The 14,467-nt window shown below is 64.6% G+C and carries 12 protein-coding genes; 10 read left to right on the forward strand and 2 right to left on the reverse strand.

The annotated features are described in order from the left end of the window. Positions 1-193 precede the first annotated feature (193 nt). Complete coding sequence (locus D4765_RS03155; RefSeq protein WP_161580330.1) at positions 194-982, reverse strand: GntR family transcriptional regulator; 789 nt, start codon at positions 980-982, stop codon at positions 194-196. 39 nt (positions 983-1,021) lie between these two features. Here D4765_RS03155 and D4765_RS03160 point away from each other — a divergent pair, with 39 nt between their 5' ends. From D4765_RS03160 to D4765_RS03170, 3 genes are all read left to right on the forward strand, one after another. Continuing rightward, entirely contained in the window at positions 1,022-2,230 is a 1,209-nt protein-coding gene (locus D4765_RS03160) for an MFS transporter (RefSeq protein ID WP_136640774.1), read from the forward strand. Positions 2,231-2,296: 66 nt separating this feature from the next. Next, positions 2,297-2,647, forward strand: a complete 351-nt coding sequence (locus tag D4765_RS03165) for a GntR family transcriptional regulator (RefSeq protein WP_136640775.1) — start codon at positions 2,297-2,299, stop codon at positions 2,645-2,647. After that, the gene (locus D4765_RS03170) at positions 2,644-3,621 is read left to right on the forward strand and encodes a hypothetical protein (RefSeq protein ID WP_136640776.1); all 978 of its coding nucleotides are present in this window, start codon (positions 2,644-2,646) and stop codon (positions 3,619-3,621) included. The genes D4765_RS03165 and D4765_RS03170 overlap by 4 nt, the downstream gene beginning before the upstream one ends. A 38-nt stretch (positions 3,622-3,659) precedes the next feature. On the opposite strand, the gene D4765_RS03175 is transcribed toward D4765_RS03170, so the two are convergent. Then, on the reverse strand, positions 3,660-4,688 hold the full coding sequence (locus tag D4765_RS03175) for a LacI family DNA-binding transcriptional regulator (protein WP_136640777.1): 1,029 nt from the start codon (positions 4,686-4,688) through the stop codon (positions 3,660-3,662). A 177-nt stretch (positions 4,689-4,865) separates the two neighbouring features. Between D4765_RS03175 and D4765_RS03180 the strand changes: the two genes are divergently transcribed. The 7 genes from D4765_RS03180 to D4765_RS03210 all read left to right on the forward strand — a co-directional run bounded on the left by D4765_RS03180 (position 4,866) and on the right by D4765_RS03210 (position 14,434). Next, complete coding sequence (locus D4765_RS03180; protein ID WP_136640778.1) at positions 4,866-6,128, forward strand: sugar ABC transporter substrate-binding protein; 1,263 nt, start codon at positions 4,866-4,868, stop codon at positions 6,126-6,128. Between the two features lie 62 nt (positions 6,129-6,190). Beyond that, entirely contained in the window at positions 6,191-7,186 is a 996-nt protein-coding gene (locus D4765_RS03185) for a carbohydrate ABC transporter permease (RefSeq protein WP_136640779.1), read from the forward strand. Between the two features lie 119 nt (positions 7,187-7,305). Continuing rightward, positions 7,306-8,067: a carbohydrate ABC transporter permease gene (locus D4765_RS03190; RefSeq protein WP_237280233.1), complete on the forward strand. Its 762-nt coding sequence runs from the start codon at positions 7,306-7,308 to the stop codon at positions 8,065-8,067. 2 nt (positions 8,068-8,069) lie between these two features. Beyond that, complete coding sequence (locus D4765_RS03195; protein ID WP_136640781.1) at positions 8,070-10,091, forward strand: glycoside hydrolase family 31 protein; 2,022 nt, start codon at positions 8,070-8,072, stop codon at positions 10,089-10,091. After that, on the forward strand, positions 10,081-12,069 hold the full coding sequence (locus D4765_RS03200; RefSeq protein ID WP_338054616.1) for a glycoside hydrolase family 127 protein: 1,989 nt from the start codon (positions 10,081-10,083) through the stop codon (positions 12,067-12,069). The genes D4765_RS03195 and D4765_RS03200 overlap by 11 nt, the downstream gene beginning before the upstream one ends. A gap of 50 nt (positions 12,070-12,119) precedes the next feature. Next, positions 12,120-12,887: a DeoR/GlpR family DNA-binding transcription regulator gene (locus D4765_RS03205; RefSeq protein WP_161580331.1), complete on the forward strand. Its 768-nt coding sequence runs from the start codon at positions 12,120-12,122 to the stop codon at positions 12,885-12,887. Positions 12,888-12,991: 104 nt separating this feature from the next. Next, positions 12,992-14,434, forward strand: a complete 1,443-nt coding sequence (locus D4765_RS03210) for an APC family permease (protein ID WP_161580332.1) — start codon at positions 12,992-12,994, stop codon at positions 14,432-14,434. The last annotated feature ends 33 nt before the right edge of the window (positions 14,435-14,467 follow it).

A 14,467-nucleotide genomic window follows, 5' to 3' on the forward strand; every position in this document is an offset into this window, starting at 1 on the left:
GCCCTCCTGTCGTTGTGGAGGAGCGCGCGTCGCACGGCACGGTGACGGCGCACGCTCTCTCAGACGCAGACGCTAGGAGCGGTGTCTTAACGCCGGGTGAACGAGCCCAGGGGGTTGACAGCTCCGTCGAGCGTGCGTTGTCGTCTCAACCGGTACCACCGCCGTGCTCTCCTCCGCATCGGGGGGCACCGCTTCACGCCGACGAGTGCCCTCGAGCCGCAGAGTGAGCGATCTCGAGCGGCCCGGCCTCCGGTCGCAGGATGACCTTGGCCAGGTAGAGCGGCCGGGAGCCCACGTGAACCGTCAGCGTCACGATCAGAACAGGCGAGGTGGGCCGGATCTTCAGCAGCTTCGCGCGAACCACTCCGGGCGTGCCCACACTCAGTTCTGAGCGGCCTGTGCCGAAGGCCGGCCCGAGCTCAGCTGTCAACGCGCCCAAGCACGTGGCCGCCGGGTCGATGTCTTCGACGATCCGCTGCACCCGTGTGCCGAAAGCGTGCAGGTTCTCCCCCGCCGGGAGGTGTTCCTGAACCAGCGCGAGGGTATCGCCGTTGCTCGAGAGCACAGATTCGATGAACAGGCTCGGTGACGCCGAGGTTATGCCGAGGCCTTCGGCGATGAACAGCGCCGACTCCTGCTGCAGCGTCACCTCGGTGCGGCTGACAGAGAGATCGTGAAACCGGTCCGAGAGAATCTGCTCCATCGGGCGCAGGCGCTCAAAGCCCACGGCTGGCTGGGAGGCGGAGACGACCCGGCCGATTCCTCGGCGTGAGCGGAGGAGCCCGTCCTCCTCGAGCAACAACAGTGCTTCGCGCACGACGGTACGGCTGACCGCCATCGCCTCGCCCAGCTCGCTCTCGCTGGGGAGCAACGAGTGCGGCGACAGAGCACCGACACGAATGGCACCCGCGATCCGGTCGTAGACCTCCACCCGTAGCGGCACTCCCGGTCGTGGAGTGATGGGGCCGTGCAGAACTGTCACGAAGACATCCAATCACACTCATATGTCAGACTGACCTGTATGACAAGCTCGTCTTACCCGTTGGTTTCCGTGCTTCGCACCCGGCATACCGGGTATCTGCTGCTCACCTCCCTCGTCGGGAGACTCCCCGGCGCGATGGCCGCTCTCGCGATCGTGCAGCTTGCGCGTTCGACCAGCGGCGATTTCGCCTTTGCCGGGCTGATCACGGCGGTCTACATCGTGGCGGGCGCCGCGGGGCAGCCGATTCTCGGCAGGCTCATCGACCGGCTCGGCCAGGTCGCTATTCTCGCCGTCAGCGGCATCCTGAGCTTTCTCGCGTTCACCGGGATGGCGTTGACTCTCGAGCCGGCGCCGGGTGCGGCGGTTGCGCTTGCGGCAGCCGCGGGACTCTTCACACCTCCGCTCGAACCGGCGCTTCGTTCACTGTGGCCGCGTCTGGTGAGCCCCGGCGCCCCATTGAAAGCGGCCTTCAGCTTGGATGCTGGCGCTCAAGAGATCATCTTCATCGTCGGCCCTCTGCTGACCGTCGCCGGCATCGCCGTGTTCGGTGCAGTCGGCAACCTGCTGTTTGCGGGCGCGCTCGGTCTGATCGGCGCACTCGCCTTCATCGTCAACCCCGCCCCGCGAGCTGCCTCGAGAAAGCGACACAGCGATGTCGGCTCACCCGGCGGCGCTCGGTCGCCCATTCTCATGCCCGCCGTCATGCGAGTCGCCGCATTCACATTCGGCATCGGTGTTCCCGTCGGGGCCCTCACTATCGTTGCGACCGCCTCAGAGGCGGCTCGGGCCGACCCCGGGCTGGCAGGGTGGATTCTTGCCGTGAACGCCGTCGGTGCTCTGATCGGCGCAACCGTTGTCGGCATCCGGCCCCTCGGCTCCACACCAGAGCGCCTGCTCGCCCTCTGCGGCGTGCTTCTCGCTGTCGGATATCTGCCACTCGCCATCACCTCTCTTCCGACCTGGGCGTACGTCGTCGCGGCGGGCATCGCCGGGCTGATGCTTCCTCCGACGCTCGGTCAGGTCTTCGAGCGCATCTCGCAGTTGAGCCCGGCCGCTGTTCTCACCGAGGCGAACGGCTGGGTCGTCAGCGCCATGACGCTCGGAGTCGGCGCTGGCACGCTCGTGGCAGGCGTCATCGTCGGCGCGTCGGGAACAGCGGTGGTGGTCTGGATCGTTCTCGGGGCCTCCACGCTCACGGCGCTGCTGTCGCTGATCGCCCTGCCGAGCAGGCCACTCCCAGCCCGCTGACGTCGCGGGTAGGACAGTCGGATTTCACAACCAGCCATCACTGCATTGTGTGCATATAATACAAACATGCTTATTCGATTGAGAGAAGGGTCATCGGCATCGTTTGCCGAGCAGGTTGCGTCTCAAATTCGGCAGGGTGTGGCACGCGGTGAGATCAGAGTCGGTGAAAAGCTCCCGTCTGCGCGCGAACTCGCGGCGTCGTTGAACGTGAACATGCACACCGTGCTTCGCGCGTACGACTCCCTTCGGGAGGCGGGCGTGATCGAGCTCGGTCGCGGCCGCGGGGCGACAGTCGTCAGCGGCGACGCACCGGGCATCAGAAGCGTTCTCGACTCAGCGGCAGCCATCGTTGCAGATGCCGCTGCCGCGGGTATCACTGCCCGCGAGCTGTCTTGGCTGATCAAAGGAATGGCATGACCGCGACGCCCGCCAGAAACTCGATGCCGCTCCTGAGGCGGTCAGCCGCAAGTGCTGTCGCGTGCCTGCCGATTGCCGCACTCCTCGTCACAGGCTTGCTGCTTCAGCCGGTTTTGGGTTCGGAGATGGCGATTCATTGGTCTGGCGACGCCTCTGCGCCCGATGGGCTCTCTGCCACCTGGGAATTGTTCTGGGCATTCGCGGGCATCACCCTGGCTCTCACGCTTGGCACGATCGCGCTGATCATGGCGGGCCCACACTTCCGTTCCGGCCGGTTATCGGCCATGATCACGTCGCTCACTGGCGGGATTCTGGCGACGGCATGGATCGCCTCGGCGTGGGCGACCGTCGATGCACCAGCCCCAGCCGAGGCTAGTCTGGGCGCGCGACCCATCATTTTGGCCGCCGCTGCTGTCGTCGCGGCTCTCGTCTTCCTCCTGACACCCCCGGGGGCCTCTCGTGCGATCGAGGGCGAGTCAGAAACTGACGCGCTCGAATTAGCGCCCGGGGAACGCGTGGCGTGGTCCACACGAATCAGTAGCCCTCTCTTCACGATCATCGCGGTAGCCCTGGTCGCGCTTGCCTCGCTCTGCGCGATCGTGGGCGCGACATCGAACACAGGCGGGATGCTCGTCGGAGTCGTCACGTTCGGCATAGCCGCACTCTCCACGCTCGCCCTCACACCGGTGCAGCTGACCGTAGATCACCGAGGCATTCGCCTCACTTCCGTCATTCTCCGCATCCCTCTTGTCAGGGTAGGCCTGGCCAGCATCGAGAACGTCACCACAGACACCATCGAACCGGGGCAATGGGGCGGCTGGGGGTACCGGATCTCCGGCAGTGGGCGGGCCTATATCACCCGACGAGGACCGGGCATTATCATCTATCGGCACAACGCGTCACCGATCGCCATCACCGTTCCCGACCCTCAGCAGGCGGCCGCGACGGCAAACGCGCTCACCCCGACTGCATAACGCGCACTCTGAATCAGTCGCGAGCGTTGAGGCTCGCCTCAGAGGGTCCAGGAGCCCGTCGACTCGCGCGGCACGACCCGCACAGAACCGAGCCGCACGCCACGAGCTGACGTTCCACCAATCGCACGAACGAGTTGCTGCGCCGCCGACCGCCCGAGTTGCTGAAGGTTCATCTCGACACTGGTCAACGGCGGCCGGGCTTCTTCGGCCAGCACGTCCCAATTATCGAAGCCCATCACCGCGACATCGTCGGGCACTGACAGCGCGCTCTCCCGCAATTGGTCGAGAGCGCCGCGGGCGAGCTGGTCGCTACCGCAGAGCAGCGCGTCGAATCGTTCACCGGATTCGACGAGAGACTCGGTGCACCGACGCCCCCACCGTTCGCCCCACGGGCCGAACAGCCCGGTGCCGCCGACGAGCGACAGGCCTTCTTCGCGCATCCGTTCGGCGGCGCCGGCGACCCGATCGCGGGCGGCCGTGTACGACGGGTCGCCGTTGATGAAAGCGATTCGGCGGCGCCCTCGCGAGAGGAGGTGCTCGACAGCCTGCCGGCCGGCATCGTGATTGTCGGGCGTGAACGAGAGATCTTCGGGGTCTTCAGAGGGGGCGTAGACGTAGACGACGGGTATCGACAATCCGGCGGTGATGGATGGCCGGGGGTTCGTGGTTCGACCGACGACCAGTAACCCGTCGACCCGTTTCGCCAGCAGCATGTTGAGTTGGTGGTTCTCACGAATGGAGTCGCTGCGGGCATCCGCCAGCAAGACGGAGGTCGACCCGGCTCCGAATGCATCTTCGGCACCGAGCAAGACCGGCAGAACGAAACGATTGTCGAGGTCTTGTGTGAGCATGCCGATGGTGCCGGTGGTGGCTGAGTTGAGGGCTTTGGCGAAGGGGTTCGGGGTGAACGAGAGCGCGGCCGCGGCGTCGAGCACCTTCTGCCTGGTCTCGGCTCGCACCTGGCTGACACCGTTGATCGCCTTCGATGCCGTGGCCAACGAGACGCCGGCGAGCTCGGCGACATCGGTCAGCGTCGTCGCGCCTTTTCCCCGCTTGCGAGCGTCCATCGCCTACCCACCTGATTCTTCCGAAAGCCTAGGTAGATTGTTACACGCACTGTGTCTCGACTTTGCGCTTGACGTGCCGGAATCTGGCCCTTAGGGTAATGACCGAAAGTACTTTCGGTGTTTTCGGTATTGGTTACCTGCACCAGTAAGACCACGTCACATTCAGAGAGGAATATCGTGATCAGTTCACTCAAGAGGGCGCGCCTTGTCGGGGCCGCCGTTCTCGCCGTCACCGCCGTAGCGGGTCTGGCGGCCTGCTCATCCGGCGGCACCGCGACAGGCACGTCATCAAGTGCCGCGGGCGGCACCTACACATTCTGGGATCCGTACCCCCAGTTCGATGCGACCTCCGACTGGTCGAAGCTCGTCACCAAGTGCGGCACCGATGCCGGTGTCACCATGGAGCGCACCGGGTACGACACGTCTGATCTGACCAGCAAAGCTCTTCTCGCCGGCCAGCAGGGCAACTCCCCCGACGTACTGCTCATCGACAACCCCGTCGTTTCGACACTGGCCACCGCGGGCATCCTGAGCACCACCAAAGACCTCGGGCTCGACACGAGCAACTTCGCCGCGAACATCCTCGCTGCCGGGCAGAGCAACGGCGACACCTTCGGCGTACCCATTGGAGCGAACACGCTCGCCCTTTACTACAACAAGAGCATTCTCTCTGCGGCCGGCGTAGACATCGCTAGTGTCACGAACTGGGATTCGCTGAACGCAGCGCTCGCCAAGGTCAAGGCCACCGGCAAGCAGGGCATCACCTTCGCCGGCATCGGCACCGAAGAGGGTAGCTTTCAGTTTCTGCCCTGGTTCTGGGGGTCGGGAGCGAAACTCACCGATCTGAGTTCGACTCAGGCCGTCGCGGCTGCCACGCTGTGGACGAACTGGGTGAAAGAGGGCTACGCGCCGAACTCGGTGATCAACAACACGCAGACCACGAGCTGGCAGGAGTTCTTGGCCGGTAACACCGCGTTCAGCGAGAACGGCACCTGGCAGCTCGCCGGGGCCGACAAGTCGGGGCTGAGCTACGGTGTCATTCCGATTCCCGCACAGACCGGTGGATCGGCGGCTGCACCGACCGGCGGCGAATTCGTCACCGCACCGGTGCAGAAAGATTCGTCGCGCTATGCCACCACCGAGAAGATCATCTCGTGCCTGACCAGTGACGCGAACCTGCTCACGACCGACACCACCCTGTCGTACGTCGCACCCATCGCCACGGTTCAGAAGCAGCAGGTCGCCGCGAACCCCGAACTCGCTCCGTGGGTCGCTGCCGTCGCTGCCGCAAAGGGCCGCACGAGTGACAACCTGGGCACGAAATACCCGCTCATCTCGCAGCAGATGTGGGGCGGCTTTCAGAACGCGATGTCGGGCAGCCAATCGCCGACTGACGCAATGAAGGCGGCACAGACGGCGGCCGCCTCGGCGACCCAGTAACGACTGATTCGGTCATTGGCACACCCCGCAGTACGCAGCAGACGACGAGCTAGGAAACCGTTATGACGATCACACAGAAAACCGGCGCCTCGTCTGCGCATCCGGCCGGCGAGGCGACACCCCCTGTCGCCTCGCCGGGCTTCCCGGTCGACGAGAACTCGCCGCAGCGCCGAAAGGTGCGCTCCTCCCAGTGGGTGGCGTGGGCGTTTCTCGCGCCAGTGGTCATCTACCTGGCGCTGTTCTACGTTGTTCCTCTTTATAAGAACATCGATCTGAGCATTCGTGACTACACGGTTCGCTCGTTCGTGCAGGGCAACGCCCCGTTCACCGGGCTCGACAACTACGTCAAGGTCTTCAACGACCCCACGTTCTGGCCGGCCATCTTTCACACCGGCTTCTTCGTGCTGGTCTCGATTCTCTTCCAGTTCACCATCGGCATGGCGCTGGCTGTGTTCTTCTACAACAAGTTCCGACTCTCCGGCACGTTGCGAGCGCTGTTCCTGGTGCCGTGGCTGCTGCCACTCATTGTCTCGGCTTCGACCTGGTCGTGGATGCTCAACAGCGACTCGGGCATCGTGAACTCCGTTCTGCAGGCGTTCGGTATCGGCAGCATCAACTGGTTGACCTCGCCGGGCTGGGCCCTCATCTCCGTCACGATCGCCAACATCTGGATCGGTATTCCGTTCAACCTCGTGATTCTCTACTCGGGCCTGCAGAACATCTCTGCCGACCTCTACGAGGCCGCGTCGCTCGACGGCGCGAACGCCTGGCAGAAGTTCTGGCGCATCACCTTTCCGCTTCTTCGGCCCGTCTCAGCGATCACCATCCTGCTCGGACTGGTCTACACGCTGAAGGTCTTCGACATCATCTGGATCATGACCAAAGGCGGCCCCGCCAACTCATCGACCACCCTCTCCACCTGGTCGTACCAGCTCGGCTTCGGCTCGACCCTGCCCCGCTTCGGGCCAGCGGCCGCTGTCGGCAACATTCTCATCATCGTGGCCCTCATCTTCGGGTTGCTCTACATCCTCATGCAACGAAGGGAAGCCCGTCGATGACCACGTTCGCCACCCCCTCGCGCGCCGCACTCACGGCCGCCGGCGCATCGGCATCCAAGGCCCGGCGCCCGCGCAAGACCTGGTACATCACCCTGATCGGCGTCGTACTGACCGCTGTCATGCTGTTCCCGATCTACTGGATGATCAACGTCTCACTGACGAAGACCACCGACATGCGTAAGAGCCCGCCCAACTGGTTTCCCATCGACCCCACGTTCTCGGGCTACCAGGCCGTCGTCTCACAGCAGCTGCCCTACCTTGCCACGAGCCTGATCGTGGGCCTCGGCACCGTGATCGTGACCCTGGTGCTCTCGGCACCGGCCGGTTACGCGCTGGCCAAGCTCCGACCGCGCGGCGGCGGAGCGCTCAGCTTCGTGTTTCTGATCTCGCAGATGATTCCGGGCATCATCATGGCAATGGGGTTCTACGCGATCTACCTCAACCTGGGCATCCTGAACTCCCTACCCGGGCTGATCATCGCAGACTCGACCATCGCCGTGCCGTTCGGCGTGCTCCTTTTCACCGCGTTCATGTCGGCGATTCCCGACGAACTCATGTCGGCCGCAAAGATCGACGGTGCCAGCAGCTGGCGAACGTTCGTCTCGATCGTTCTGCCGATCAGCCGCAACTCCATCGTCACGGTGTCGCTGTTCGCCTTCTTGTGGGCCTGGTCAGACTTCATCTTCGCCTCGACACTCGACGGCGGCGGCAAGATCCAGCCCATCACCCTGGGCATCTACAAATACATCGGCAACAACAACCAGGAATGGAACTCGATCATGGCCACCGCCGTCGTCGCCTCGATTCCGGCCGCGGTACTGCTCATTGTTGCCCAACGATATGTTGCCGCCGGTGTGACCGCCGGCGCGGTCAAGGACTGACCATGGTGAGCTACCTTCCCTCGCCCACTTCGCTCGAGGTGCGGCACGGGCACGAAGTGCTGCGCATCGAAGCATGGGGCACCGACAGCGCACGCGTGCGCGCGGCGCTCTACCGCCTGCCCAGCTCGAGCGTGGGCGCCCTCGACGTCGAGGCACCACCCACTGTAAACGGGAGCGTCGTGGTAGAAACGACGTCTCGCGGAGCACGGCTCGTCAACGGCGAGCTCACCGTGACAGTGACGTTCGACGAGGCCGAGCCCTACCCCGAGCCGCAGCTGACGTTCACCCGCACCTCCACCGGCGCTGAACTGCTGGCCGAGAGCCGCGAGCACTTCTGGCAGCCCGGCGCCCGGGTGTTTCTCGGCAACGGCTCCGGTGCCTACGAGATTCATCAGCAGTTCGCGGCCTACCCCGGCGAGAAGCTCTTCGGGATGGGCCAGCGCACCCACGGCCGGCTCAACATCAAAGGTCTGTCGCTCGACCTCGTGCAACGCAACGCCGAGGTGAACATCCCGTTCGTGCTCTCTGACCGCGGCTACGGCCTGCTGTGGAACATGCCCGCCGTCGGCCGCGTCGAATTCGCCGAGAACGTCACCCGGTGGCAGGTGAACCAGGCCCGCGAGATCGACTACTGGATCACCGCTGCGCCCACCCCCGCCGCCATTCTCGGGCGCTACGCCGACGCTACCGGGCACACCCCCGAGCTACCAGAGTGGGCGAGTGGCTTCTGGCAGTCGAAGCTGCGCTACCGAACCCAGGATGAACTGCTCACTGTCGCCCGCGAACACACCAGGCTCGGCCTGCCGCTCTCGGTGATCGTCGCCGACTTCTTTCACTGGTCGGCCATGGGCGACTACCGCTTCGACGAAACGGAGTGGCCCGACGTACCCGCCATGGTCGCCGAACTCGCCTCCCTCGGCGTGCACCTCATGGTGTCGATCTGGCCCACCATCTCGCCACTGTCGGAGAACTTCGCCGACTACCGCGACCGCGGTCTTCTGGTGGGAACCGACCAGGGCGTGGAGTTTCTGCAGTCCATCCAAGACAAAGGCATGGCCACACCGATGCCCGTGGGCTTCTACGATCCGTCGAACCCCGAGACACGCGAGTACGTGTGGGGGCTGGTCTCTCAGAACTACCTCGACGCGGGCATCCGGGTGTTCTGGCTCGATGCCTCTGAGCCCGAGCTGAACCCCGCACATCCGGCGAACATGCACCTGTACGCGGGGCCAGGGGCCGAAGTGGCCAACATCTATCCGCGTGACAACGCGCGGCTGTTCGCCGAGGGAATGGCCGCGGCCGGGCAGCAGCCCACCGTACTGCTGTGCCGTTCGGCGTGGGCGGGCTCACAGAAGTACGGCGCCGCTGTCTGGTCGGGCGACATTCCGGCAACGTGGGGCTCGCTCGACGAGCAGGTGCGTGCCGGGCTGAACATCGCCATCTCGGGTATTCCGTGGTGGACCACCGACATCGGCGGCTTTCACGGCGGCAACGCAAGCGACCCGGCGTATCAAGAACTCGTCACGCGCTGGTTTCAGTACGGCGTCTTCTGCCCGCTGTTTCGCCTGCACGGCGACCGCGAGCCGCGCACGCCCACGGGCTACGCCATGACCGGCGGACCGAACGAGGTGTGGTCGTTCGGTGACGAGACCTTCGCACTGCTGCGTGAGGTGCTCGAGCTGCGCGAGCGGCTACGGCCCTACATTCACGACCAGATGCGCCTCGCGGCGGCCACCGGTCTGCCTCCCATGAGGCCCCTGTTCGTCGACTACCCCGACGACCCGGGCGCCTGGATGATCGACGATCAGTTTCTCTTCGGCCCCGACATTCTCGTCTGCCCGGTCACCGCGCCAGGCATTACAGAACGGTCGGTGTACCTGCCGGGCACCCCGGGCAGCGGCCGCTGGATCGACGCGTACACGGGCGCCTCGCTCGCCCCGGGCCAGAGCATCACGGCCGAGGCTCCCCTGTCTCACATTCCCATCTACCTCCGAGAAGAAGCCCAGGTGTCTCTTGCCACATGATCTCGCGCTGTCACCCGAGACCGACTTCGACGGCGTTCCCGACGGCACACCCGACCGCTCCACCCGAGGCGGCCCTGTGGCGCCGAGCCATTCGCGCCTTCGCCCGCTCGGCCCCGACGAAATCGCCATCGACGGCGGCTTCTGGGGTGAACGCCAGAGCCTGAACGCCGACGTCATTCTGGCGCACTGCGAGACCTGGATGGAACGCATCGGCTGGATCTCGAACTTCGACAAAGTGGCCGACGGCATCATCGGCGGCAACCACGCAGGCATCGAGTTCGTCGACTCCGAGATCTACAAGCTGCTCGAGGCGATGGCCTGGGAGCTCGCCCGTCGGGCCGACGCCAGTCTCGAGGCCCGCTACCGGGCGCTCGTGGCGCGGGTCGCGGCGGCGCAAGACGACGACGGATACCTCAACACGAGCTTCGGTCACCCGGGTCAACCCCTCCGCTACTCGAACCTCGAGTGGGGGCACGAGTTGTACTGCGCCGGGCACCTCCTTCAAGCGGCGGTGGCCAGAATCCGAGGCGGGTACCCCAACGATGAGATCGTGCGGGTCGCCAGAAGGGCTGCCGACCACGTCTACCGCGAGTTCGGCCCCGACGGGCGCATTGCTCTCTGCGGGCATCCGGAGATCGAGGTAGCCCTCGCCGAGTTCTCACGGGCCACGGGCGAGGCACGCTACCTCGACATGGCGCAGTTGTTCGTCGAACGACGCGGCAACGGGATGCTCGCGACCACCATTCTCTTCGGCCACGAGTATTTTCAAGACGACATGCCCGTGCGCGACGCTACTGTACTGCGCGGGCACGCCGTTCGGGCGTTGTACCTCGCCAGCGGGGCTCTCGACGTAGCCACAGAGACGCACGACCGCCAGCTCGCCGATGCCATTGCGCTGCAGTGGAAGAACACCGTCTCGCGCCGCACCTACATCACGGGCGGAATGGGGTCGCACCACCAAGACGAGGCTTTCGGCGACGACTACGAGTTGCCGGCCGACCGGGCGTACTCGGAGACGTGCGCCGGAATCGGCTCTGTGATGCTCAGTTGGCGATTGCTGCTCGAGACCGGCGAGAGCGCCTATGCCGACCTCATCGAGCGCACACTGCTGAACAACATCCTCGCGTCGCCACGGGAAGACGGCCGGGCGTTCTACTACACCAACACGCTGCAACAGCGAACCGAAGGCACTGAGCCGAGTGAAGAAGCGCTCAGCGAGCGCGCCGAGGCCAGTCTGCGCGCTCCGTGGTTCGAGGTCTCGTGCTGCCCGACCAACGTGGCCCGCACGTTGGCAAGCGTGGGGTTGTACTTCGCCACAGCCGACGACCACGGCGTTCAGCTGCACCAGTTCGGCGACTACTCGGTGAAGACGACGCTGCCCGACGGGCGCGTCGTGGCGTTGCACGTCGAATCGGGGTACCCGTTCGACGGAGCCGTGCGGGTCACCGTGCAGAGCGATGTCGACGCGACGGTCACACTGCGCATACCGCGTTGGGCTCGGGGGGCGGCGACCGCCAGCATCGGGGGTGTGCACCTCGCTGCCGATGGTACCGAACTGATCGTGGCACGCCAGTTCACGGCGGGCGACTGCATCGAACTCCGCTTGCCGATGCAGCCTCGCATCGTGCACCCGCATCCCAGAATCGATGCCGCTCGCGGTACCGTCGCGGTCGAGCGCGGCCCGCTCGTGCTCGTACTGGAGTCACCCGACCTGCCCGCCGGGTTCAGCACAGAGACGGTCGAGATCGACCCCGATGTTCCGCTCGTACTGACGGCAAACGGCGCACAAGCCGCGATACGCCTCCGCGTAGACCACAGCGATGCTCTGTGGCCGTACGCTCAGTCCACGAGGCGTCAGACCGATCGCGACTCATCCCGACTCGCCAGCGCCGAGCTGACGCCATACTTCGCCTGGGCGAACCGAGGGCCGTCGACAATGCGCGTCTGGCTGCCTCTTGCGCCCGCGTCTGGCAGGTAGTCTGCCGTTCGCCGGTCTGGCTACAGCCGGGAGAATCTAGTCTGTGTCTTGTGAGTATTTCGAAAGAACAGCGCCATCAGGCAATATTGGAGATCCTTCAGGGGTCAGGCTCCTCGAGCGTCACTGAGCTCGGTGCGAGCCTCGGGGTCGCCGAGATGACGATTCGTCGTGATCTTGAAACGCTCGAGGGCAGAGGTGTCCTCCGGCGTTTCCATGGCGGGGCCAAGCTTTCGGCGGGAAGCAGTTACGAACCCCCTTTCGGGGTGCGTGAGCACACGAACGTCGCGCACAAACGCGCCATCGCAGAAGCGGTCGCCGAAACCATCGACGACGGCGAAACCATTCTTCTCGACGGCGGGAGTACCGGAATCGCGATAGCCGAAGCACTCGGCGACCGAGCGATCACCATCTGCCCCCTGTCGCTGCGCGTGGCATGGGCTCTGAATCGCTCGACCAGCGTGACACTGATGCTCCCGCCGGGCCGCATCAGGGCAGGCGAGCTCAGCATCAGCGGTCCAGACACCATCGACTACCTCAAACGACACCACTTCGACCGCTACCTCCTCACGGCGAGCGCCTTCTCGCCGCTTCAAGGATTCACGGAATGGAACACCGACGACGCCGGCATCAAGCGAGCTGCGCTCGAGAGCGCCGGGGAGGTCATTGCGTGCGTCGACTCGAGCAAGTTCGGCCGGGTGGGTTTTGTGGAGATCTGCAGAATCGACACCCCCGACCTGATCATCGTCGACGGGGGCCTCGACGAGCGTTCCCTCGACGCACTCACCGTTTCGTCGCGACGCGTGCAGCTCACCGGTTGACGAAAATCTTCTTCGGTTTATATGAACACTGATATGTTCATTCGCACTATTTATGTGTTACTTTGGTTCCGCTGGCAACGATGCCCCAACGACCGGAGAAGCGCATGACGTCTGAAAAAACGTACCCTGGCGTGTCGACAGACACCCTCAGCACAACTTTGAGCACCGGCACCATCGGCTTGGGCGGGGCGCTCATGCAAGCGATCGCCCAGATCTCACCCACGCTCGGAATCTTCTACACGATCGCGTTCACCACGACCCAGGCGGGTAAAACCGCGCCGCTGACCTACCTGGCTGCGTTTCTCATCTGCCTCACCCTCGCAGCACCCCTGGTCGGGCTGGCCCGCCATCTTCCCTCTGCCGGAGGCTTCTACACGTACGTGTCAGCGGGCATCGGCCCCAAAGCCGGGTTCATGACCGGCTGGTTGTACGGCATCTCGGTCTCGGTCGTGCCGGCCGCTCTCGCCGCCTTCACCGGAGCGGTTCTGCAAGACGAGCTCTCCGCCAAATATGGCATCGGTATTCCGTGGTGGGTCTACTCCAGCATCATTCTGCTCATCTGCTTCGCCTGCGCCTATCGAGGTATCGCCATCTCTGTGCGATTCCTCGTCGTCATGACCTGCTTCGAGATGATCGTCGGATTGGGGCTCGCACTCACCGGAATCTTCAACCCCGGCCCTGGCGGCGTGAATGTATCAGGATTCAATCCCGCCAACATCACCAACTCCAGCGGATTCTTTCTCGCGGTCGTGCTCTCCATCTTCGCCTTCACCGGGTTCGAGAGTGCCGCCGCCGTGGGCGAGGAATCACGCGACCCCAAGCGCATCATCCCGAAGGCCATCATCGGTTCCCTCGTGTTGATCGGCATCTTCTACGTCGTCACCGCCTGGGGCCTGCAGATCGGGTGGGGAACGGACGATCTCGACTCCCTCGCGAACTCGCCGACGGCGCCAGCGTTCGTTCTCTCCGACCGGCTGTGGAACGGGGCATCCATCATTGTTCTGATTGCACTGGTCAACTCTGGGCTCGGTGTCTGCATCGCCTGCACCACGAGCGCCACCCGCACCCTCTATGGCATCGCCCGCACCGACGCACTCCCTGGGTTTCTCACCAAGACGCACCCCGTGCACCGCACGCCCGTCGCCGCCGTACTCGCCCAGTCTGCCCTCGCACTCATCGTCTGCATCGGACTCGGGCTGCTACTCGGCCCATACAACCTGTTCAACACGCTCGGAACAACCGGCACCTTCATCTACATCCCCATCTTCATCATGATGAACATCGCCGCGTTCCGCTTCTTCCGCACCCGGGTGAGAGCGGAATTCAGCATCTGGGCCCACGTCGTCGCACCGATCATCTCGACGGCCGCGCTGATCGTCATCGGCTACAACAGCATCGTGCCGCTGCCCGATTACCCCGTTCTCCTCGCACCCTTCATCGCAGGGCTCTACGTGCTCGTCGGCCTGATCATCCTCTTCGGCCGCAACCTCCGACCAGGCAAGCGGGAGTGGATGAAGCACGCCGGGGAACTCCCCGACATCAGTTGACATGCCCTTCCGTCGACACGCGGCGGCCACAGC

The sequence above is a fragment of the Subtercola vilae genome (assembly GCF_004923255.1).
GTDB classification, from domain to species: Bacteria; Actinomycetota; Actinomycetes; order Actinomycetales; family Microbacteriaceae; genus Subtercola; species Subtercola vilae.

Bases quoted from the DNA above. Each gene is read 5' to 3' on its own strand.
- D4765_RS03160 (WP_136640774.1), top strand. From the start codon at position 1,022: ATGACAAGCTCGTCTTACCCGTTGGTTTCCGTGCTTCGCACCCGGCAT.
- D4765_RS03165 (WP_136640775.1), top strand. From the start codon at position 2,297: ATGCTTATTCGATTGAGAGAAGGGTCATCGGCATCGTTTGCCGAGCAG.
- D4765_RS03170 (WP_136640776.1), top strand. From the start codon at position 2,644: ATGACCGCGACGCCCGCCAGAAACTCGATGCCGCTCCTGAGGCGGTCA.
- D4765_RS03175 (WP_136640777.1), bottom strand. From the start codon at position 4,688: ATGGACGCTCGCAAGCGGGGAAAAGGCGCGACGACGCTGACCGATGTC.
- D4765_RS03185 (WP_136640779.1), top strand. From the start codon at position 6,191: ATGACGATCACACAGAAAACCGGCGCCTCGTCTGCGCATCCGGCCGGC.
- D4765_RS03190 (WP_237280233.1), top strand. From the start codon at position 7,306: ATGCTGTTCCCGATCTACTGGATGATCAACGTCTCACTGACGAAGACC.
- D4765_RS03195 (WP_136640781.1), top strand. From the start codon at position 8,070: ATGGTGAGCTACCTTCCCTCGCCCACTTCGCTCGAGGTGCGGCACGGG.
- D4765_RS03210 (WP_161580332.1), top strand. From the start codon at position 12,992: ATGACGTCTGAAAAAACGTACCCTGGCGTGTCGACAGACACCCTCAGC.